Here is a 21,908-nt window from a genome sequence, read left to right on the forward strand (position 1 = left end):
CCCTCCTGCACCCGGCGGCGCCGTGTCGGTGATCCTCACCGCTGATGGCCGCTCCCTGCCCTCCGTGCCGTCCTGGCTGGGGCCGCCACCGTTCCGTGGCGGCTGGCCCGATGCTGTTCGTTCTTCCCGCCCGATCGCATCCACGCATGGCGTGGATCTACGGTGGGTGCCGACCGTTGCTCGGCACGGCTGCAAGAGGCCTACCGGCGCTGCTTGCCCTCGTCGCGGCTCGCCTGCGGGAACTGGAAGGCACTGTTGGCGTCGTAGCCGCTGTTGGCGGTGTCGCCACGCGCCGGTGGCGCGATGCTGCTGGTGCCACTGCCGAAGCCGAGGATCTGCACGCTGATCACCGAGGGCTGGTTGCGCCGTGCGTCGTCCTGGCTCTTGCGCATCACGTCCTGGGCGGCCTGGCTGGCACTGTTGGCCGCCGCACTGGCCGATGCCAGTGCGTTGACATTGACGGTGGCCAGCACCGGCAGGCCCTTGCTTTCGCCCTGCACCTGGATGTTCGCGGCATTGAGCACCTGCAGCGCGGCCAGATTGATGTTGCCCGACACCCGGATGCCAGCCTCGCCGGCATCGATGGTACCCAGCGGAGCAACCAGATCGACGTCGCCCGGCGGCACCTCGGCGATCGGGTTCAATGTCGCGATACCCGCACCGCTGGCCGGTGCCTGCGGCGAAAGGATCACATTGCCCCAGGTGTCGTACAGGCGGCGCGGCGGCGTGTACAGCAGGCTGGTGCGCGAACCGCGGCCAGCATTGATGTCGCCCTGCTCCGACCACGCCAGGATGTCACCACCAAAGGTGGTCATCACCCGCGACAAGCCCAGCAGCACGCTGTCCTGGCTGAACAAGCGGACGTCGCCCTGCCCCTGGGTGACCAGGCCGGCGCTGGCCGGTGGCACCACGCCCTGAACGCCTACAACGATCCGTCCACCCGGTGCCATCAGTTCGATGTTGCCGCCGGCCTCGGTGCGTACGCCGGAACCGCCGTACATCAGGATATCGCCGGTACGGTCAATGGTCGCCCCACTGGCGTCCTTGTCCGGCATCAGCGTGGCGATGGCTTCACGCCCGCGCAGGTACGAACCGAATCGCGGGCCCTGCGCATCGGTGTACTCGCGGCCACCTTCGCGCAGCTCGGCGTAGTAGACCTGGCGCAGGAAGATGCGTTGCTGTTCCTTCGGCAGCGCGTCGAACAGGGCCAACGCCTCTGCACCGTCGGCAGTCCTGCCGAAGCGCTGCTGGAGCCACTGCTTGAGTTCCCTATCGTAGATCTTCACCGCCTTGCCCGGCTGCGAGGCCAGCGACTGCTCCGGGTCGGCCTGGTTGGCCGGATCCAGGTAGCGCGTCCGCACTGCATCGAAGTCGATGTGCTGGTTGCCGGCGGTCAACGCGATGCTCGCGCCCGGGCGGGTGTCACCCTGCACGATGCCGCCCAGGCTGACGATGCTGCCGGCCTCTTCCTGCCGCAACTGGCGGCCCGCACTGACCTCGGCGTTGCCCGGGCCGGCCACGGTCATGCTGCTGCGGACGATATCGCGGCCAGCGCTGATCATGCTGATGTCGGTGCCGGTGGTATTGAGCGATGTGACGTCCGATTCGAGCACATCGCGACCGGCGCGCAGCTGCACCGGCGCGCCGGCTTCGTACCAGTTGACCACCGAGCGCCCAGCACCCGCCGAAGAAAGGTCCAACGTGCGCTGGCTGCCCACCGTCAGGGAGCTGATGTCCCCTGCAGCCGCATAGAAGCGGCTGATTGCCGTCGGCTGCCACACCAGGCTACCCGCCAGCGGCGTGTTGGGCCCGAAGGCGAACAGGGGCAGTGATGCCTGCACCGAAGCACCGGTCGCATCGACCGACACGTTGCTCCGCACCGTCGCACCCGACGCATCCATTGCGATGAACGCCGGATCGAAGGGGCCCGGCAGGCGCACGTCGGCACCCGATCGGGTGACCTGCAGGCCATGCTTGGTGGAGAAGATCGACCCGCCAGCCAGAATGTCGAGGCGGCCACTGGCCGAGGGGGCCAGCAGCAGCACGTCCTGGGTGGTCCTGTCGGTCTCCTGAACGCCTTCCAGCCGCGGCAGCGAAATGTCACCACTGGCCGCGACGGCGCTGAAGCGGGACGGATACAGCCAGTAGTTCAGCCGGTCCATGGCACCGGTCACCCTGACCTGTTCCGCCCTCAGGTTGCTTCCGGTGAAGTGCATCGTCCCGGCCAGCGAAGGCGCCAGGCCTCCCCCTGCCGAGAACAGGTCCAGAGCAGTATTGGCCGTCCACAGCGAGAACCAGCTGGTACCGGACGCATGTCGCCCATTGTCCAGCAGCATATCGGTGTAATTGGCCACCGGTACACGACCCGGATCGGCCGCCCCGCCCAGCACCAGATCACCACGCGCCTGCAACTGCGCGGTGGCATCGCCCAGCAGGACCACCGGCCCACCCATCGCAACCGCGGAGCTGACCTTGTACGGTTCCAGCGAGGAATAGCTGTTCAGGGTGGCAGTGAGTCCGCCGATGCGCGCCGCATCCACCCGGGCACTGCCACGCAGGTTGACCAGCGCACCGTTCAGATCCAGGTCCTGCTGGTAGTCGCTCGGCTGCAAGCTGCTGGCACGCAGGCCCGGATTCAATGCCCCTCCTGTGCGCACGCTCAGGTCGCCACCACCAGTGAGGTGCAACTCGCCGTCACTGACCCGCCCCGTAGAGCCGACCGCCGCCACCACCGCACTGGAATGTGGCGCCGCGAAGAAGCCCAGGGCATTGCCCATCGGATCACGCACACCGGCATCGCGCCCCGCCTCGATCGCCAGGTTGCCACCACCCAGCGTGCCGAAGCCGGTGAAGCCAACCATGCGTGGCGACTTGTTCGGCCCCCCCTGCACCGCGCTGTAGGTGCCGAAATTGATCCACCAGCTGGTTGCCGTCGGCTGTACGCCGGCCGCAGCGGACGTACCCTGCCGCCACAACCAGTTGCCGACTGCGGCACTGGCATGGTCGGCCGGGTCGCGGTCCGGCGTTCCCGATTCCGCGCGCGCACTCCACACGTCGCCGATGATGTCGCGGCCCGCTTCGATGCGAAGGTTGCCACCATGATCGGGATACCAGGCCTGGTAGTTCGCCAGCGCGGCATCATAGGCGCCGGGGACCAGATTCGGGCCCAGCAACGAGGCACTGCCGGGCGCCGCCGAGCGGCCCGGGTTGAACGCCGCGTCCTTGCCGTCGCCGAGCGCGGTGGGCGCACCGGCGGTGTAGACGCCGAACGCAGAGCGCATGTGTACGTCCCGCGCGGCCAGCAGTTCCAGATCGCCCTTGCCGGTACGCAGAACACTCCAGGCCGGTGTGCCCAGGCGCTTGCCATAGGTGGTCACTTCGGTCAGCGTGCCGCCGCCATAACAGTAGCCGACGGTGGCGCAGAACGCCTCCTCGGTCATGCCCATCATCTCGGCGAAATCCTTGGCCGACGTCCCCACATAGGTCTCGTCACCCCAGAAGTCCATCGACCCCTGCTTGTCGACCAGACGCGGCGCGGGACCACAGTAGGGACCAGCGGCGCAGAAATCGTCCTCGCTCATGCCGAAGAATTCGGCCACCTCCTTGGCCGGCTTGCCCACCAGGCTGTCATCGCCAGCCCAATCCATCGACCCGTCCACCGAGACTACGCGGTCGCCCTTCCATTCGGTCGTCGTGGTAGCCGTACCGATCGTGGCGTAGTGGCTGTCGGCCAGCACGATGCTGCCCTCACCACCCCAGCGCCGCGTGCGTGGATCGGCCGCGTCAGCGTCGGCACCTGCCACTGCGGTCAGGTCCCATGAGGTGGTGCCCTCCGGCAGCATCGATGCCAATGCCCAGTTGCGCCCCTGGTTGCCCGCGGCGTCCGCCGGCCGCAGTTTGACCGGCTCCCCCCCGGCCAGCACCACCTTGGTCATCGTGGGAATGAGCGACCCGGCGCGCAGGTTCAGGGCAGTGGCGAGGGTCAGTCTTGCCGGCAGCGGAACGTTGGCCGGCCAGAGCTGCGCCGCCATCGGCGCCTCGCTGCGCAGGCGGAAGCCCGCACCCAGCTGGTCTCCGGTCCCCAGGGTGATCGGTTGCGCCAGCACCGTACCCGCCGCAATCACCTGGCCGCCGTGGATGACTGCCGCACCCAGCACGGTCCCTGCAGGCAGCAGCAGTTCGCCGGACAGCACCATCGCTGCCGGCAGCACCGTGCCTGCCGGCAGGCTGATGGCGCGGAACGGCAGGTCATAGTTGAGACGGGCACCCTGCTGGAACTCGGTGCCCGGCTGCAGCTGCACACCTTCGCCCGGCACCACCAGGTCGCCGCCGAATGCCGTGTTCGCCGAGTTGAGGCTGCGGCCCTGCACCAGGACCCAGCCACTTTCGTCCGGATTCGCAGGCGGCGGCGCGAAACCGTCATTGATGCTGCCGTAGACGTTTATGTCGCCCTCGGCACGCAGCACCAGCGCCGCAGACTCGCCGAAGCCACGTCGTGCCGGATCATTCCGGTTGGACTGCGGCCCATAGCGATAGCCAGACAGGTCGATGTCACCGGCCACGACCAGGTCGCCGCGTGGATTGTCGGCGCCCTTGCGGGCGACGACCTGCACGCCCGGGCGCAGGTGATGCTCGCCCAGCGCGGCGATGCGCTGCTGCAGGTCCGTGTTGGCGAATGCGGCGTTGAACCACGCGCTGCTGTCCGGATCGACCACGGTATCCAGCCAGCGCTGGTTGATCATCTGCGGACGGTAGCCATGGACATCCGGTGCGCTGGTCTGCGGCGCGTTGTCGTAAGTGCGGAAGCCGTTGACCTGGATATCCCCCGCACCGGCAATGCGCACGCCGGCCGCCACATTGATGGCCGCATCGTCGCCTCCGACCCGCGGCACGTTGAGCTTGATCGTGCCGCGCGCACGCCCATCGTTCTGGCCGGCCGCCTTGCCCAGCGCTACGCCGCTGCCCGCACGCAGATCCATGCCTGCCGCGTTGCCCAGCACCAGTTCACCCTGCGTGGAGGTCAGTTCGATCATCGCCCGGTTCGGGCTGTCGATGATCTTGCCGTAGCTGTCCACGCGCAGGCCGCTGCCATGTGCGTCCAGCGTTCCGTCCACCCGCAGCCCATCCCGTGCGGACAGACGGATGCTGCCCACCTGTTCGCCACTGGCGTCTATACGGCCATCCACCCGCAGGCTGCCGCGATCGACACTGATGTCGACATTGCGCGCCTTCACTTCATCGCCCACCCGCAGATCGCCTTCGGCAAGCTGGAAGGTACGGCCACCGGTGACGCCACCTGCAGTCAGGCGCATGTTGAGGCCGGTGAAATCCTGCAGCTGGCGCGCGCGGATGACCGCCTCGCCAGCGTCGAACGGCACCATCGTGCCACCCGCATCGTATCGGCCACTGGCGCTGCCCAGCACGCTGCCGGCCAGGTCGACGCGGCCGCCCAGCTCGCCCAGCGCCGTCACTGTCAGGCGACCACCACGGTTGTCCCGTGCAGACAGGTCGATGCGCGAGGCCGCGTCGGTGTGGATGTCACCGGCGGCCGAAGACAGCAGTACGTCGCCACCCCAGCTGTACTTGTCCACGTCGAACAGGCTGACCTTGCGCCCGGCCAGGTCCAGCAGCGCATTGGCGCCCACCGTCAGCCCGTTCTGCGCCGCCGCGTCCAGCCGTCCGGACGCCAGCGCAATGCGGCTGTCCAGTACGATCCGGTCGGCCTTCAGGCTCAGCTCCGCGCCCAGCGCATCGCTGCCCGGGGTTGCACCCGCGCCCTGCACGCGCAGCGTTGCGCCACTGCGCACAGCCAACCGCGCCGCCGCATCGCCGGTCAACAACGGCGTGTTGATATCCAGCGCACCGCCGCTGTACTGCCAGCCCTGCCCGGTGACGTAGCCACCCTGCGACTGGTAGACATCCAGGCTGCCCTTGGCGGAAAACACCATGCGCTCGGAGGCGCTCAGGTTCACCCCGGCAAAGCCAAGTACCTGGCGGTCGGCAGCCACTTCGGAACTCGGGCGGGTGAACGGCGCGCGCCCCAGGGTCAGCGTGCGGGTGACCATGTCCAGCTGGCCGCTGCCGAGGCGGCCCACCATGGCCTCGCCCGGCCCCTGTGCCTGGCTGCTGCCCGGCACCTGGTCGACCGCCAGGGTACCGTCCCACACCAGCGTGTCGGCGAAGATGCGCGCACGGTCATCCGCGCTGCCATAGCCATGAATGGCCGGTGCACCCAGCACCAGGCTGCGCAGGCTGCTGCGCCCGGTGACCGCATCGCGCGTATCCAGATCGACGCTGCCGAACACATTGATGGAATCGCGGGCGGACAGGCTGAGCGTATCCATCGCCGGCGCGCCGATCGCCGTATTGCCGCGCAGCAGCTGCTGCAGCACCTGCTGGTTCATGGTCATGCCCTGCGGCAGGCCACCCGTCGCAGCTGCCGCAGCGATGGCCTCGGCCGTGCCCAGGTTCAGCGCAGACATGCCCAGGCCGAGTTGCCGCGTGCCATAGCTCACGCCGTCGCGGATGTTCAGCGCGCCATCGGTGGCGATGGTGATGCTGCCATCGGACACCAGACGAGCCTGACCGGTGCAGTCCTGCTGGCAACCTCCCAGGTCGATCGCAACCGGTCCTGCCGATGAAGAGTCTGACGTGGTAACAACGTTCAGGCGCCGATTGGAGACCGCCAGCAGACCACCTCGGGCGAAGTAAGGCTCGACCGTTTCGCCCGCCCGCGACACCGTCGCTGCGGACAGAGTGTCGATCGACGCGCCCTGTTCCAGCAGGATGCCGCTGCCCCCGAACGCAGCAGAAACCAGCACCTCCTGCGCGGCCAGCGTCACACCCGAGCGCAGCACCACACTCCTTGCATTGCCGGTAATCGAGCTGCTCGCCAGAGCGGCGCGGCTGAAACTGCCACCGATCAGCAACGTGGCAGGACGGAACGCATTCAGTGCTGCATCGGTGATGGTCGCGCCAGGGCCGGTGGCTGCCGCGCCGTCCTTTCCGATGACTTCCAGGTCCCTGCCTATCGCAGTGGTCAGGTTGACCGACAGGATGCCGTCGCGGCCCTGCGCGCTACCGGGATTGAACCGTGCAAGCCCGGCGAACGCGACGGCCGCCGTGCCGGTGCGTCCCGCGCCGTCACCCAGCACAAGATTGACATTGCCGGCGTCCAGCGGACGCCAACGCATCGGCTCGCCGCGCCGTTCCGCCGTTCCCTGTACGAAGGCGTTGTAGCTGGTTTCGTTGTAGCCCGAGTGGCGCCGTACCACCTCGGCCGGGGTCACCACCATGTCGGTCAGCAGTGGCGAGGTACTCCCCCCTAGGCCCTGGCCCTGATGCCCGGACAGCCGCCAGGAACCGGTTCCCGTCGACAGCGGCTGGCCCACGCCAGTCGCGCCGGTCGCGCCCACTTCCACCCGGAACGCGCCTGACTGCAGCGCATAGCTGGCCGGAAGCAGGGTGTAGGTCCCGGCCGGAAGGCCCGGCACGCCGGCCGGCACCGTGATCTGTTGACCGATGCGGGGGTCGGCCGTGCCATCGGCCATGCCCGCTGGTGCCGGTACCTGTGCCCGGCCCGGCATGATCGCGTACACGGCGCTGCCCGATTGGCTGAAGCCATAGCGTGGATTGGCATCGGCGAGCGCCGCACGCAGCACATCCACCGAACCACCACGGCCGGCAACGAAGGCGCCACCATTCAGTTCACCGCCGCCGGAAACATCCAGCACACTGCCCGGTGCAGCATCGACCACGTTGGCGGTGATCGTGACGCCAATCGGATTGCTGATGCCGCCGGGCCCCGACAGGTCGAAATCGGCGCCACTGAAGCGCCAGGTGACACCGTCGACCGTGCCGCCAAACGGCAGGCTCAGGCCCGCACCGCTGATCGAGGTCACACTGCCCGGCAGCAACTCCACCCGGCCGGCACTGCTGCGGCCCGACTGGCTGCCGCCGATCAGGATCTGGCCCCAGGGCGCCTGCACGGTGCCTCCCTGTTGCACTGTTGCGCCCAGCAGGGCAAGGCTGCCGAAGGCCGAGTCCGGCGGTGGCAGTGCGGCGCCGCCACTGTTGCTGATGCGTAGCACCGCATCCGGGTTGACCCAGCCAGAGAGGCGCGTACCAAGGTCGGTGGCCGACGCGCCGGCCATCAGCCGTCCGTTGGCACGCAGCGTGGGATACAGGCGTGCCGCGTGCACATCCATCGAGCCCGGCACCAGCACCGACGATTCCTGCGCGCGCACGGCACCGGGCGCCAGGAAGCGGATATCGCCGCTGCTGTGCAGGCTGGCCTGATCGAAACCGGCCAACCAGTTCACGTCACGGATATCGAGCAGGTCCGCCTGCACGGAGAGCGCGTGCCCTCGGCCGATGGCCATCGCCGCCACCCCGGGCAACGACAATCTGTCGGCACTCACCTGTGGGCCGGTGCCCTGCGCCAGGCGCAGATACGGTGCTGCCAGTGACACGCGGCTGCCCTGCGCCGCATCAGGCAGCAGGCCCAGCGCGTTGGCCTGGATGCCGTGCAGGCGCAGGCTCTGCCCCATGCGCAGGTCGACATCGCCGCTGGCACGGATATCACCCAGCAGCGACAGGTGTTCGAAACCACCGGCCTGGATCTGCTGCACGGACAGCGGCGCATGCCCGTACTCGAGGCGCCCGCCCTGCCGGCTGGGATCTGCCGTCTGCTGACTGAGCAGGATCGCGCGGCTGGCCAGCACGTCCTTCTTGTCCTTGTCGACGTTCTCGCCGTAGACACCGCCGACGAAGGCGACGCCCAGAGTGCCGCCGCGTGCGCCTTGGCCTCCGGCCCTGGCATCCAGAACTCCCTCCAGGTACAGGCCGTTGGCCGAGCGCAGCGCGATGCTGCCACCGTCGCTGTCGACCTGCGTGCGACCTTGTCCATCCACATCCAGCGTGGCCGACGTACCGGTGGCCAGTAGGCGTGCCCCCTGCTCCACGACCACGAACGCATCGGGCGCACGCACGACGGCATTGGCGGCCTCCCAGTCCAACGGGCCACCTATCTCGATGCGGCCGCCGCCCTGCACCTTGCCCTGCAGCCGCCCGCTGGCGTCCGCCAACGCAACGGAGGTGCCGCGCACGTCCAGCTCGGCGCCCTCGGAAATCCGCCAGGTGCGGCCATTCGGCTGGCCGGCGTACAACCCGATCGGGGTGAATGCCTCGTTCAAGGTGATGCGTCCACCCAGCGCACGAACGGTACCCCGCACGTCGATGCTGCTGTTGCCCAGCAACGCGACGGACTGGCCCGGATCGACCGCGACCAGCGCGCCTTTGCCGATCTGCACATCACCGCCCTCGGCATTGCGGCCCGAACGCAGGGTCACACTGGCACCTGCGCGCTGGCTGACCCGCCCGCTGATCGGGTCGGCTGTGTACAGCGGCGCATCCCAGGCCTCCAGTGCCTCTGCGGCACTGCCGGCCCGGCGCGCCGCATCGGTCATGCGCAACCCGGGTGCCGCCACCACCAGCTGAGTGCCATCGGCGACGGTCAGGCCCTGATGGCCATTGATGTCGTAGCTTCCGAAGCCACTGCTGAACAACGAGGCCTGCAGCTTCAGCGCCGCATCATCCGCCCCACCCTCGCCGATCTGCACGCGTCCGCCGCTGGCGAGACTGAAACTGCCACGACCACTGCCGCCACGGCCACTGAAGTGGCTACCCTCGCCAAGTACGACCCGGCCACTGCCATCAGCGCTGACCTTCGCGCTGCTGGCCGTCAGGCTTGCACTGCCGCCCTTGCCGATCTGCCCCTTGCCCTTGGCGTCGATCAAGCCGCCGGCGTCGGCCAGGATGGCGGCGCCGTCACCCAGCACCACGTCGTGGCTGTTCTGAAGCTCTACGCTGCCGCCGTCGATCCACGCCTGACGCGCACCTTCGCCGGGCTGGGTGAGGGCATTGCTCCAGCCCCCGCCCACGTCGATACGTGCGCCTTCGCCGATCCGCACCGCGCTGCGGCCTTGGACCAACAGTGCCGTCGTCGTTGCCAGCACATCCAGCAGGTTGCCTGCGCGCACCTGGCCACCGGCGATGCGCACGTCGCCAGCGAAGTTCACCTGGCTGCCGAGCAAGGCAAGCTGGCCGCCGTCCTGCAACTGCAGCATGCCCTGCAGATCCACGGTTGCCGACGTCGCCAGGTCGAGCCGGCCCCATTGCTGTGCGCTCAGGCGCGAACCATCCAGCCACACCGTGTTGCGGCGTGCCTCGTCGATCGGCGCCTGCAGTGTCCAGTCGGTCGCGGTCGCCGCTGGCGTACCCACACGGATCTGCGAGTCGAACAGGCCGGTGCGGCCGGTGCGGCCGGTGCTGTCATAGCGTCCCACCCACAGCTGCGCGTTGCGCGCCACGGCAGTCTGCGCCTGCGCGTAGCCATCCAGCGCCTGATCGGGGCGACGCACCTGCTGCGCGCCCTGGAAGGTCTGGGTATCGACCTGGCCGTCCAGCACGGCCGTGGGTGCCGACACCAGCAGCCGGCCCGCATCACGGCCGACCGTGTAGCCATTGTCCACGCGCTGGTCGGGAGCAATGAGCGGGTTGCGGAATGACTCGGTGACACCCCAGCGTTCCTGCTTGACCTCGAAGCCCTTGTACAGACCGTCGTAGAGCATCTCCGCCGGCGCATCATCAAGGCGATACAGCTGCCCGTCGCGCCCGCGCAACCAGCTCTGCTGGATGGCGCCGGACTGCACGTCCAGGCTGCCGCCGGCCAGGTTGATGCGCGAACCAGCGTGGCTGACCACGTCCTTGCCTGCCAGCTGCACGGTGCCACCCTGGGCCGCCCATTCGCCGATTGAATGGCCCTGGTTGTCGAGGTAGCCACCCACCTCCAGCAGCCCGCCACCGGCATACCAGCGCTCGCCTTCATGGCCTCCCGTTCCCGCGGCCACGTGGGTCAGCAGGCGACGATCGATCCAGACCTCGCTGCTGATCAGCTTGCCGCTGTCACGGTTGTCCGGCGAATCGCGCAGTTCGTTGCCCTGCACTTTCACCTTGACGTTGTTGCTTTCCATCGCCACCTGCACGCCCACCGCGCCGGAGACATCGACGCGGGCGCCATCGCCGACATAGCTGCGCCGCGCCGCGTCCGCGATCACCTGGCCGCCGGTCGCCACCGCCAGCGAGCCGGCCTGGAAATCCACGTCGCCACCGGAGACAACCTCGATACGCGACTGGTCCCGACGGTCCTGCAGCCGCGACAGGTTGTCGAAGGTACCGCTGTTGCTCCTGCCGCGCAGCGCGTCCTGTTCAGCCGATTCCTTGATCACGGCGTCGCGCTGGCTGTCCAGCACCGTGCTCTTGCCATCGTCCTCGATCAGCACCGCGGTCGTGGAGCCCGTCGCCAGGGTGACGCTGCCCTTCGTATCGGAGGCCGAGTTCAGCAGATGCACGGTGCCGCGCTGATTCAAGGTGGTCGTGGCCACCGCCACGCCCGCCTGCTCGACCGCGCGCCCGGCCAGGGTGATATCGCCTTCGCGCGCCTGGATCAGGCCGCTGTTGCGCACGCTGCCGGCACTGCTGTCGGCAATGAAACGCGGCGCGACTTCGTTGCCTCGGGTAGTGGAGGCGGTGTTCTGCGCGGTGCCCACGCCGCGCCGGATCACGAAACTGTCACCGGCCGCCAGCTGGGCCTGGCCCTTGCGGGTCTCGATCTGGCCAGCGTTCTCCACGCTGTGGCCAGCCAGCAGCACGTAGCCGCCGCCACGGGTGGCGGTGGTGGGCTCGTGGGTACTGATGCGCGCGCCCTGCTCGACCATCACCTTGCCGAAGGCATCGGTCAGTGAGGCCGTGCTGGCATCGGCGCTGTACAGGCCGTTGTCGCGGAACTGCGCATCACTGATGCGTGTTGCCGCCGCGACCAGATTGCGCACGTTGACCTGGCTGTTGTTGCCGAACACCACGCCGTTGCGGTTGGCCACGAACACCGTGCCACTGGCCTTGAGCTGGCCGAGGATCTGGCTGGGCCGGGCGTTGGGATCATTGACCCGGTTCAGCACCGCCCAGTCGGGGTTCTGCAGGAAGTTCAGCGTGGTATTGCCGCCCACGTTGAAAGTCTCCCAGTTGAGGATCGCCTTGTCCGCGGTCTGCTCGATGCTGACCTGGACCCGGCCATCGGCCCCTTGCGACTGGATGGCTTCACGCGCGTTGATCCAGCCGCGCGTGAGTGGGTTCTCGTCCGCCTTCAGGCCGTCCTTGCCCAGGCCGTCGGCGATCACCAAGCCACCGTCGCGGCGCACCTGCCGGGCCTGCTCCTGCAGGCGCTGCTGCAGGGCGATCGCCTGCGCTGCGGTGCCGAGGTTGTCGATCGATTGCTGCAGCTTCTGCCGCGCCGCGTCCTGCTGCTGTGCCGGCAGCTGGAACTGGATCGGCACGCCATTGGGCATGCGCCCGCTCTGTGCCGCTGCCCCCTGGGCCGCACCGCGATCGGCGAACCATGCCGGGCTGAATGCCTGCTGCGCCTGGCTGGCCGGAGCAACGACAGAGCCCAACGCCACCGCAATGGCCCAAGCCATCGGGTGATTGCGGCGCAGCAGCGCGGCCGGACGAACAGCGGACGTGAGCGGGTGCGACATCGGGACCTCGGCAATCGGGTGGGCCGCGGCGGCGGCAGCAATCGGAAGGCACGTGCAACGCGTGCCCTGCCCTTGATAGACGGTCTACGTGACGTGAAGCCGACAGGAATCTGCGGTCCCCACAGGCGACTGACCAGGGAAACGAAGACGCCGGCCCAAAGGGCCGGCGTCGGGTCAAACAGATATCAGCAAGCGGTCGCGATTACAGCGGGCGACCGATGTTGGCGCAGGTGCTCGGGTTGTTCAGCGCTGCAGCGTTGCCGGCCAGCACGAAGCGGGCACGGATGGCTTCACGCCAGGTCTTGGTCAGCGGGATGAAGCCGTGGGCACGGACGGCGGCATCGTTGGTGCCGTTGGTGCCGGCGTTGTAGTGGTTCATCAGGAAACCACGCAGGCTGTTGGCAACCGCGGTGGCCTTGTAGCACTGGCCGAACACCAGGTTGGTGTAACCGGCGATCGGGTAGCCATTGGCCGGATTGCCGAACACCGGCACCCACTTGGCCGGGTCGCTGGCGTCGGCACCGGACGGCGGAGCTGCGGATTCCAGGGTAGCCTGCACGTCCACTTCGTTCGGCGAATAGCCCTTCACCTTGGCGACCTTGGTCGCATCGCTCAGGGCAGCCTGGCGAGCAGCTTCGGTGTTGTCGGCAGCCGGGATGGCGTCCGGGCTGACGTAGCCGATGCGGCCCACGGCAGCCTGCACGGTGCTGTACAGCGCGCTGCCGCCGGTGGCGCTGGCCGGGATGAAGTTGGCCGGCGCGGTGTTGTTGACGAACAGGTTCTTGAAGGTCGACTGCACCGCGAACTTCGGAGCGGCGGTTTCGCCCGTTGCCCAGGCAACCTGCTTCAGGGTGGTGCCTTCGACGTCGGCCTTGGTGCAGGCGGTGGTCAGGAAGCGGGTCAGCAGTTCGCTGGTGCCGCTGCTTTCGTCGCGGTAGACGACAACGAGGTCACCGCTACGGCCCGACCCGGCAATGTCTTCCCACTTGGTGATCTTGCCCGAGAACACGCCGCAGATCTGGGTCACGTTCAGGTTCAGGGCGCCACCGGCCTTGTTGAACGGAACGGTGACGGAGGTCGCGACCGACGGCACCTGGATCAGCGCGCCGTAACGGTTGGCATCGCCAGCAACGTTGTAGGTGGTGTTGTAGGTGGTCAGTTCGGTGCCGCTCAGCACCGAGTCGCTACCGGCGAAATGCACGGTGCCAGTCGCCTGGAACAGCGCCGAGTTGTTTTCAAGGAAGGCCTTCTTGCCGGTGCCCGAGCCGGTCACGGCGTAGCTGAAGCTGGCCGGCAGGATGCTGTCCGGCTTGCCCTTGTACAGGTCGGCCGGCAGCGAAGCGCCGCCGCCGGTGACAGTCTGCGCCGAAGCGGCACCGGCGGTGGCCAGCAGCGCGGTGGCAACCAGCGCGGCCAGGGTCTTGTACTTGTTCATGATCTTCTCCTGAAGGGTTTACTGCGAAGGGAAACGCCAAGGGAGGAACGGTCACTACACGCCTGCTGCCGCCGAGGGCCTCCCAGCCCACTCTGCGGCGACGTGTCCATGCTGGTCCGTGCCGATGACAGGCCGCTTAAGAAACCTGTGGAAGATCGAAAAAAGGTATGGAGGATTGTGTGGAGAAATCCAGGTCTCAGTAGATCCACGCCATGCGTGGATGCGCCGCCCAGGGTGCGCGTCGGTTGATCCATCCACGCATGGCGTGGATCTACTGCACCAGCTGATTCATTTCCATGATCGGCATCAGCACCGCCAGCACGATCGTCAGCACTACGCCGCCCATCACCAGGATCATGGTCGGCTCCAGCAACGCAGTCAGTGCCATCGCGCGACGCTCGAGCTCGCGCGAGATCGTCTGTGCGGCGCGATCCAGCAGCGGTGCCAGCGAACCGGTCTTCTCGCCACTGGCCACCAGATGCACCAGGATCGGCGGATACACCTTCTGCACCTTCAGCGCAGAGCCAAGCGCGGCACCTTCGCGCACGCGCGCGGACACATCGTCGGCACAGCGCGCCAGCAGCGCATTGCCCAGGGTCTGCCGCGCCGCCTCCAGTGCACGCAGCAGCGGCACACCGGCATCCAGCAGGATCGCCAGTGTCGAGGCGAAGCGCGCACTGTTCACACCCAGCACGAATCGCCCGACCATCGGCACCCGCAGGAGCATCGCGTCCCATCGCAGGCGCAGCTCGGGCTTGCGCAGGGCCAACCGCCAGGCCACCACCAGCGCAGCGATACCGAGCCCCATCCACATGCCCCAGCTGCGCACGAACGCGCTGGCGGCCAGCATCACCTGCGTGAGCATCGGCAGCGTCTGGCGTGCCTGCACGAACGCGGTCACCACCTGCGGCACCACGTAGCTGAGCAGGAAGATCACGATCGCCACCGACACCAGGCTGATCGCCGCCGGGTAGATGAAGGCGGTCAGTACCTTGGCCTGCAGCGCATTGCGCTCTTCGATGTAGTCGGCCAGGCGCTCCATCACCCGTGCGAGGTCGCCGGAGTCTTCACCTGCACCCACCAGCGCCCGATAGATCGGTGGAAAATCGCGTGGCCGCGCTGCCAGCGCCACGGTCAGTCGCTGGCCGGCACGAACGTCGGCGCGTACCGCGGTGAGTGCCTGGGCCACGTGCGGGCGCTCGGCCTGCTCGATCACCGCGCTCAATGCGCCTTCCAACGGCAGGCTGGCAGCCAGCAGGCTTGCCAGCTGACGCGTGGCCCAGGCCAGCTCGCTGGCAGACAGCCTGCGGGCGCCCCAGCCACTGCCCGCACTGCGCGCCGCACTCACCTGCACCGGTGTCAGCCCGCGACCACGCAGCAGCTGGCGCGCACCGCGCGGGCTGTCGGCATCCAATTGGCCCTTCTCGATGCGGCCCTGCGCGTTGGCAGCCTGGTAGTCGAACAGTGCCATGCAGGCCTCAATCGTCGCCGGTGACGCGCAGGATCTCTTCCAGCGTGGTCACCCCGCTGTCGACCCAACGCTGGCCATCCTGCCGCAACGTCCGCATGCCGGCGCGCCGTGCGGCCTCGCGCAGCGCGGGCTCACCCTGCCCTTCATGGATCAACGCACGTACCCGGTCGTCGACCACGAACAGCTCATGGATGCCGGTTCGCCCCCGGTAGCCGCTGTTGGCGCAGGCTGCGCAGCCCACCGCGCGCCATACGGTGCGACCCTCGCCATCCACCTCGGCACGCCGGCACTGCGTACACAGCCGCCGAACCAGCCGCTGCGCCAGCACACCACGCAACGAGGACGCCAGCAGGAACGGCTCCACGCCCATGTCGGCCAGGCGGGTCACCGCCGAGATCGCATCGTTGGTATGCAGCGACGCCAGCACGCCATGCCCGGTCAGCGACGACTGCACGGCGATCTGTGCGGTTTCCAGGTCGCGGATCTCGCCGATCATGATGGTGTCCGGATCCTGGCGCAGGATCGCGCGCAGCGCGGTGCCAAAGCTCATGCCGATGCGCGCGTTGACCTGGATCTGGCCGATGCCGGCGAAGTCGTACTCCACCGGGTCTTCCACGGTGAGGATGTTGCTGGTGCTGCTGTCGAGCTGGCCCAGTGCGGCGTACAGCGACGTGGTCTTGCCGCTGCCGGTCGGCCCGGTGACCAGCACGATGCCGTGCGGCTGCCGGATCAATCCGGTGAACGTGGCCAGTGTGTCATCGGCCATGCCCAGGCGCTGCAGCTGCAGGCGACCGGCATCCTTTTCCAGCAGGCGCAGCACAGCACGCTCGCCATGCCCGGTCGGCACCGTGGAGACGCGGATATCCAGCGGCCTCCCGCCGACGCGGATCGCGATGCGCCCGTCCTGCGGCAGGCGCTTCTCGGCAATGTCCAGGTGCGCCATGATCTTGATGCGCGATACCAGCGCGGCGTGTAGTGCGCGCCGTGGCTGCACCATGTCGCGCAGCGTGCCGTCCACCCGGTAGCGCACCACCGAATGGGTCTCGAACGGTTCGATGTGCAGGTCGCTGGCGCCATCGCGTGCAGCCTGTGCCAGCAGTGCATTGATCATGCGGATCACCGGTGCATCGTCCTGTGCATCCAGCAGATCGGTGACCTCCGGCATGTCCTGCATCAGCCGGTCCAGATCGACCTCGCTTTCGGCGGCACCGACCACGGCAGCGGCATCACCGCCGTCACGGTACTGCTCACCCAACCGCTGCTGCCAGGTCGCGGCATCCAGTGCCTGGAACGGCAGCGGTCCATGCCGGCGGCGCAGCTCGGCCACGGCCCACGCCGCGGTGTCGGCGGTGCCCAGCAACACGGGCTCGCCGCCCGCTTCGGACAGCATCACGCCATGGCTGCGCACCCAGGCGTACGGCAGCGGTGCGGCGGTGCTCACGGCCCGATCACCAGTTCCGGCGTGTAGCCCAGCCCGCGCAGCTGCTGCAGTGCCGGGTCCAGCGTTGCCGGATCGCGCGGCAATCGCACGCGCAGGCGCTGCCCACTCTCGCCCGGCGTCGCTTCGGCATAGGCCTGCAGGCCCAGTGCCCGCACCTGCGCCACGCCCTGGCTGGCACGCGCCGGGTCCAGTCCCTGTGCGAACTGCACCAGCTGGGCATCGCCCTCACCGGCCGGATACAACGCCGCCAGGCTGGTGTTCTGCAGCGGCTGGCCCTGTCCATCGCGCGCATTGCCCTGGCCGAGCACAGACAGGTCCTGCGGCGGCAGCTGCGGTGCGGACAACGCCGGCAAGGCCCAGCTCTGTACGGGCTGCGCGCCGGCCTGCGCGTTGCGCATGTAGTCATAGCGGTCGCGGGTCAGGCGCTGGCCGGCGGCGGGATCGCGCACCACGTGCGGGCGCAGGAATACCATCAGGTTGGTCTTGGAACGCTTGCGCGTATCACTGCGGAACAGCGCCCCCAGCACCGGGATCTTTCCCAGCCCCGGCACCGCATCACGGCCGTGGCTGACGTTGTCCTCCAGCAGGCCACCCAGGACCATGATCTGGCCATCGTCCAGCAGCACGCTGGTATCCAGCGCACGCTTGTTGGTGATGATGCCGGCGGCACTGTTGGCACTCTGCGCGTCGATGCTGCTGACTTCCTGGTAGATGTCCAGTTTCACCGTGCCACCTTCGGAAATCTGCGGGCGCACCCGCAGCTTCAGGCCCACGTCCTCGCGCACGATGGTCTGGAACGGATTGTTGCTGCCACCGCCACCGTCGGTCACGTAGCGGCCGCTGACGAACGGTACGGTCTGGCCGACCATGATGCTGGCCGCCTCGTTGTCCAGCGTCATCAGGTTCGGCGTGGACAGGATGTTCGCGCCGCCCTTGCTCTGCAGCGCGTTGGCCAGCGCTTTCATGTTGAGGATCTGACCGACACCGGGCAGGTTGATGGTGCCGTCGATCACACCGATCTTCAGGCCGTCCTTGGGCAGCACGTCCAGGGTGGTGCGCGCGGTGGTGCTCAGCCCGCTGCCGCCGGTGGCGCCACCGAAGTGGGTGCCGCCAAAGGTACGGCCATTGCCCAGCATCCATTGCACGCCCAGCTCGGCCGCGTCGGTCTGGTTGACCTCCACGATCAGGCTCTCGACCAGCACCTGCGCACGGCGCTGGTCGAGCTGGTCGATCACACGCCGCAGGTTGCGGTACACCGGCTCCGGCGCCGAGATCAGCAGCGTGTTGGTGGCCACGTCCGCCTGTACCGAAATGCCGTTCTGGCTGAAGCCGGTGCTTCCCGCATCGATCGGGTCACGGCGGCTCGGGTCCAGACGCTGTGATTCCAGCGCATTGCCTCCGGTCTTGGCCTGCTGCGGCTGCGACGGCTGCGCGGGGGTGGAACGGTTGGCGTCGCCGGGCAGTGGTGTGATGCCTTCGTTGCTGCCCATTGCCGGTGCATCGCTCTGCCCGGCCACCACGCCTCGCAGCACACCGGCCAGCTGGTTGGCCTGGGCATTGCGCAGGTAGACCACATGCAGGTTGCCGGATTCATCCTGGGCACGGTCCAGCTTCTCCACCAGCTGCCGCGCCAGGCGGGTGCGCCCGGGGCTGCTCGACCGCAGCAGCACGCTGTTGCTGCGCGGGTCAGCCATCACCACCACCTTCTGGGTGGGCTCGGTGCCCTGCGCATCCAGCAGCGGCGCGACCATCGCCGCGACGTCAACGGCAATGCCCTGCTGCAGCTTCACCACGTCGGTGTCCATGCCGGCCGGTGTATCCACGCTGGCGATCACCCGCGCGATGCGCTCCAGGTTGTCGGCGTAGTCGGTGATCACCAGGGTGTTGTTGCCCGGATTGGCGGTGATCGGATTGTCGGGGCTGATCATCGGTCGCAGCACCGCCACCAGCGCGGCCGCGTTCTCGTAGCGCAGCGCGAAGGTGCGCGTGGCCACCTCACCGCCGGCACCACCGGTGCCGACGCGCCCTCCCAACAGCTTGGCATCGGCCTGCGGCACCACCCGGCTGACGCCGCCGTTCTCGACCACCGCGAAGCCACGCATGCGCAGTGCACCGAGCAGCAACTGGTAGGCCTGGGTACGACTGACCGGGCCATCGGAAACCACCGTCATCTTGCCGGTCACCCGTGGGTCGACCAGGAACTGGCGCCCGGTGAAGCGCGCGGCCATGCGCAGCACGCCGCCGATATCGGTATCCACCAGGTTCAACTGCACCGGCTCGTCGCGGGTGTCCTGCGCCAGTACCGGCGCCGGTGCGTGGGCCATGCACACGATCAGGGCCAGTGCGGTACTGCAGGCAAGGCTGCGCATCGCCCTCATGGATGGGCACCCACGTTGAGCGCCATCACGATGTTTCCGGAAATCCGTGCCGCCGGCATGTTCGCATCCCCTGTGCGTGTCAGTTGCAGCTGCTTCAGTTCGATGGCCGGGTCGGCCAGCAGCGGCAGCAGCCAGTTCCATAGCGCGTCGGCGGGCACCGCCTGCACCTGCAGGTGCCAGCGCCCGTCGCGCGCTTCGATATGCAGGCCGTCGGCAAGGCCGGCGGTCCTGATGCCATCGCGCAGCCCGGCCAGTGTCGGGTGCTGGCCCTGCGCCTGCTGCTGGCGCTCGCGGGCGCGCAGCAGCGGTGCCAGTAGGCGGGACTGCGCCTGCAGCCGGGGTAGCTCGGCCTGCCAGTGCGTACGCTGCTTCAGCAGGGGCTCCAGCCACAACGACCACAGACCCGCCACCAGCAGCGCCACCACCATCACCCACAGCATCAGCCGGTCGCGCGGTGGCAGGCGTTGCCAGCGCAGCTGCAGGCCCGCCAGCCCCTCGCCCAGCCGTAGGGTGCGGGTCGTCACTGTCCAGCTCCGCTCACCCGCAGGTGTCCACCAGCTTCGCGCGCCAGTTGCAGGCCCTGTGCCTGCACCGCCTGCTGCCAGTGCTCAAGCCGCTGCGGATCGTCGGCCAATGCCTGGGCATCGGCATCCAGCTCCATGTCCAGCTGCCCGGGTTGGTAATGCAGGCTGCGCACCTGCCCTGCCAGCTCCGGGACCGCCTGCAGCGTGCTGGCAACCTGACGCTGCAGCACCGGCAATGGCGGCGCCGGCGGTGGCACTGCAAGTGCTCGCCTCGCCTGCAACACCGGGTCCACCACATCGGTGATCTCCGGGAAGCGCGCGCTGAACTGCCGTGCCATGTCCTGCTGCAGCGCTTCACCCTCGATCCGCCAACGCGAGACCTGCAGCTGCAGGCCGAGTGCAGCCAGCAGCACTGCTGCCAGTGCCAGGCCGATCGCCAGTCGCGGTGCTTGCCGGCCTGCGCCGGGCAGCGGCAATGACCAGCCTGGCAAGGGGCCACAGGCCTGCTGTTCATGCGTGACGGCGGTGGCCGGCAGGCTGTCCGGCCACGTCTGCGGCACACTATCGATCCACTGCACGGCCTGCACGCCGGCCTGTTGCAGGCGCACGGCCAGCGCCTGCATCACCGCACAGGCGTCACGTCCGCCATACCATTGAACGAAAGCCCGATCGCGCCCGCTGCGTACCAGCAGGTGCTCGCCGCTGACCTGCAGCGTGGCATGGCCGTCCTGCCAAGGCAGCAGCAGCGGCGTCGGATACAGTGCCTGCAGCCGCAGGGCACACGAAGCCAGCAGCTGCTGCGCCTGCACTATCGCCTGCTGGCCGAGCCAGGCCACCGGAACCGTGCCGTCTGCCGCCTGCGCACCGTGGGCCAGCGCCACCTCCTGCAGGTCATCCAGCAGCATCGCCTCCACCTCACCCTGCAGCGCCGACTGCAGGCGGCGCCCGGACAGCGGCGGCAGCTGCAGTTCCAGCAGGATCAGATCCTGGGGATCGAGGCAGGCCAGCACCCCGGCCTGTGGATGGCGGCGCCCCAGCACAGCCAACGCTTCGCGGCCGTGGGCCTGCATGCCCCCCTTGTGCAGCAGCGCCCACTCGACCTCGCTGTCGGCGCGCAGGTATTCCAGTGGCGGCAGGCGCACCCTCAGCTGCACGCTCATGCACCGATCCTCGTCCATACGCGCTGCACACGCACGCTGTCGTCGCGGTACTCGCGCCAGATCAGCGCGCGGAAGTCGACCGTACTGCCATCGGCCTGCACCTGGCCGAGGGCGAGGAACCATTCGCTATGGATGCCAAGCGGCACTACGGCCATCTGTGCGTCGCTCAGTTGGAGTCGATGGGCGATGTCGCCGCGGTTCAGCAGCCATTGGCCGCCGTCACGTTCACCGAGCAGCGCCCGCAGGCGCGCCGGTTCTACACTGGGTACGACGGCCTGCAGCACGCTGATGTCACTGGTATTGGCATTGACCAGGGTCTGCGCCGGCAGCACCACGGTCCGCCGTGCCAGCGCCTGCAGTGCCACCGGATCGGCGCCGGGAAGGGCCTGCTCGATCATGGCGTCACGCGGCAGCGGCGCCTGCGCCTGGATGTCGCCATCGCGCAGGCGTGCCTGGATATGGTCCGCCGCGGAGGCACAGGCACCCTGCCCCAATCCCTGCCCGGTGCACAACGCAACGAAGGCGCGTCGCGCCTCCGGGTCCACCTGACCATGGGCCAGCAGATTGCGCAGGTTGAACATTGACTGGGCATCGACCAGCTGCAGCTGCACCGGTAACGGTGCCTGCAGCTGCAAAGGACGCGCCCAGCGCCCGCCACGCACCGTGGTCAACTGCTCGCGCACATCCTCTCGCAGCTGCTGCGCTGCACGCTCCAGCGTTGCGTCCACGGCCATGCGCACCTGTGCGCGCAGCTGGTCGCCACGCAGCGCACGCAGCTGGGCCGACTGCCGGGTCAGCAGTGCCGTGGCAATCACCGCCACCAGCGCCACCACCAGCAGGGCAACGATTACCGCCATGCCACGTTGACGGACACTCGAAACAGAACGCATCCGGGCTGACATCGGC

The 21,908-nt window shown here is 68.4% G+C and carries 8 protein-coding genes; all 8 read right to left on the reverse strand.

Annotated features, from left to right (window positions below):
- Window positions 1-200: 200 nt before the first annotated feature.
- Complete coding sequence (locus tag EZ304_RS01975) at window positions 201-12,593, reverse strand: filamentous haemagglutinin family protein (RefSeq protein ID WP_142806114.1); 12,393 nt, start codon at window positions 12,591-12,593, stop codon at window positions 201-203.
- 202 nt (window positions 12,594-12,795) lie between these two features.
- Window positions 12,796-14,028 carry a substrate-binding domain-containing protein gene (locus tag EZ304_RS01980; protein WP_099553491.1) on the reverse strand — a complete coding sequence of 411 codons (1,233 nt, stop codon included), beginning with the start codon at window positions 14,026-14,028 and terminating at the stop codon, window positions 12,796-12,798.
- A gap of 271 nt (window positions 14,029-14,299) precedes the next feature.
- Window positions 14,300-15,499, reverse strand: a complete 1,200-nt coding sequence (gspF, locus tag EZ304_RS01985; protein ID WP_099553488.1) for a type II secretion system inner membrane protein GspF — start codon at window positions 15,497-15,499, stop codon at window positions 14,300-14,302.
- Between the two features lie 7 nt (window positions 15,500-15,506).
- A complete protein-coding gene (gene gspE / locus EZ304_RS01990; RefSeq protein ID WP_099553486.1) occupies window positions 15,507-16,940 on the reverse strand; it encodes a type II secretion system ATPase GspE in 1,434 nt (477 codons plus the stop codon).
- Window positions 16,937-19,318, reverse strand: coding sequence for a type II secretion system secretin GspD (gspD, locus tag EZ304_RS01995; protein ID WP_142806115.1), 2,382 nt, complete (start codon window positions 19,316-19,318; stop codon window positions 16,937-16,939). Before gspD ends, gspE begins: the two co-directional genes overlap by 4 nt.
- Window positions 19,315-19,842 (reverse strand): type II secretion system protein GspM, encoded by a 528-nt coding sequence (gene gspM, locus EZ304_RS02000; RefSeq protein ID WP_099553482.1) that lies wholly within the window; start codon window positions 19,840-19,842, stop codon window positions 19,315-19,317. Before gspM ends, gspD begins: the two co-directional genes overlap by 4 nt.
- A complete protein-coding gene (gene gspL / locus EZ304_RS02005) occupies window positions 19,839-21,002 on the reverse strand; it encodes a type II secretion system protein GspL (RefSeq protein ID WP_099553480.1) in 1,164 nt (387 codons plus the stop codon). Before gspL ends, gspM begins: the two co-directional genes overlap by 4 nt.
- On the reverse strand, window positions 20,999-21,904 hold the full coding sequence (gspK, locus tag EZ304_RS02010; RefSeq protein ID WP_099553478.1) for a type II secretion system minor pseudopilin GspK: 906 nt from the start codon (window positions 21,902-21,904) through the stop codon (window positions 20,999-21,001). Before gspK ends, gspL begins: the two co-directional genes overlap by 4 nt.
- Window positions 21,905-21,908 lie beyond the last annotated feature (4 nt).

Source organism: Stenotrophomonas maltophilia, assembly GCF_006974125.1.
Lineage (GTDB): Bacteria > Pseudomonadota > Gammaproteobacteria > Xanthomonadales > Xanthomonadaceae > Stenotrophomonas > Stenotrophomonas maltophilia_O.

Coding starts and splice junctions, on each gene's coding strand:
- EZ304_RS01975 (WP_142806114.1), bottom strand. CDS start 12,593: ATGTCGCACCCGCTCACGTCCGCTGTTCGTCCGGCCGCGCTGCTGCGC.
- EZ304_RS01980 (WP_099553491.1), bottom strand. CDS start 14,028: ATGAACAAGTACAAGACCCTGGCCGCGCTGGTTGCCACCGCGCTGCTG.
- gspF (WP_099553488.1), bottom strand. CDS start 15,499: ATGGCACTGTTCGACTACCAGGCTGCCAACGCGCAGGGCCGCATCGAG.
- gspD (WP_142806115.1), bottom strand. CDS start 19,318: ATGAGGGCGATGCGCAGCCTTGCCTGCAGTACCGCACTGGCCCTGATC.
- gspL (WP_099553480.1), bottom strand. CDS start 21,002: ATGAGCGTGCAGCTGAGGGTGCGCCTGCCGCCACTGGAATACCTGCGC.
- gspK (WP_099553478.1), bottom strand. CDS start 21,904: ATGTCAGCCCGGATGCGTTCTGTTTCGAGTGTCCGTCAACGTGGCATG.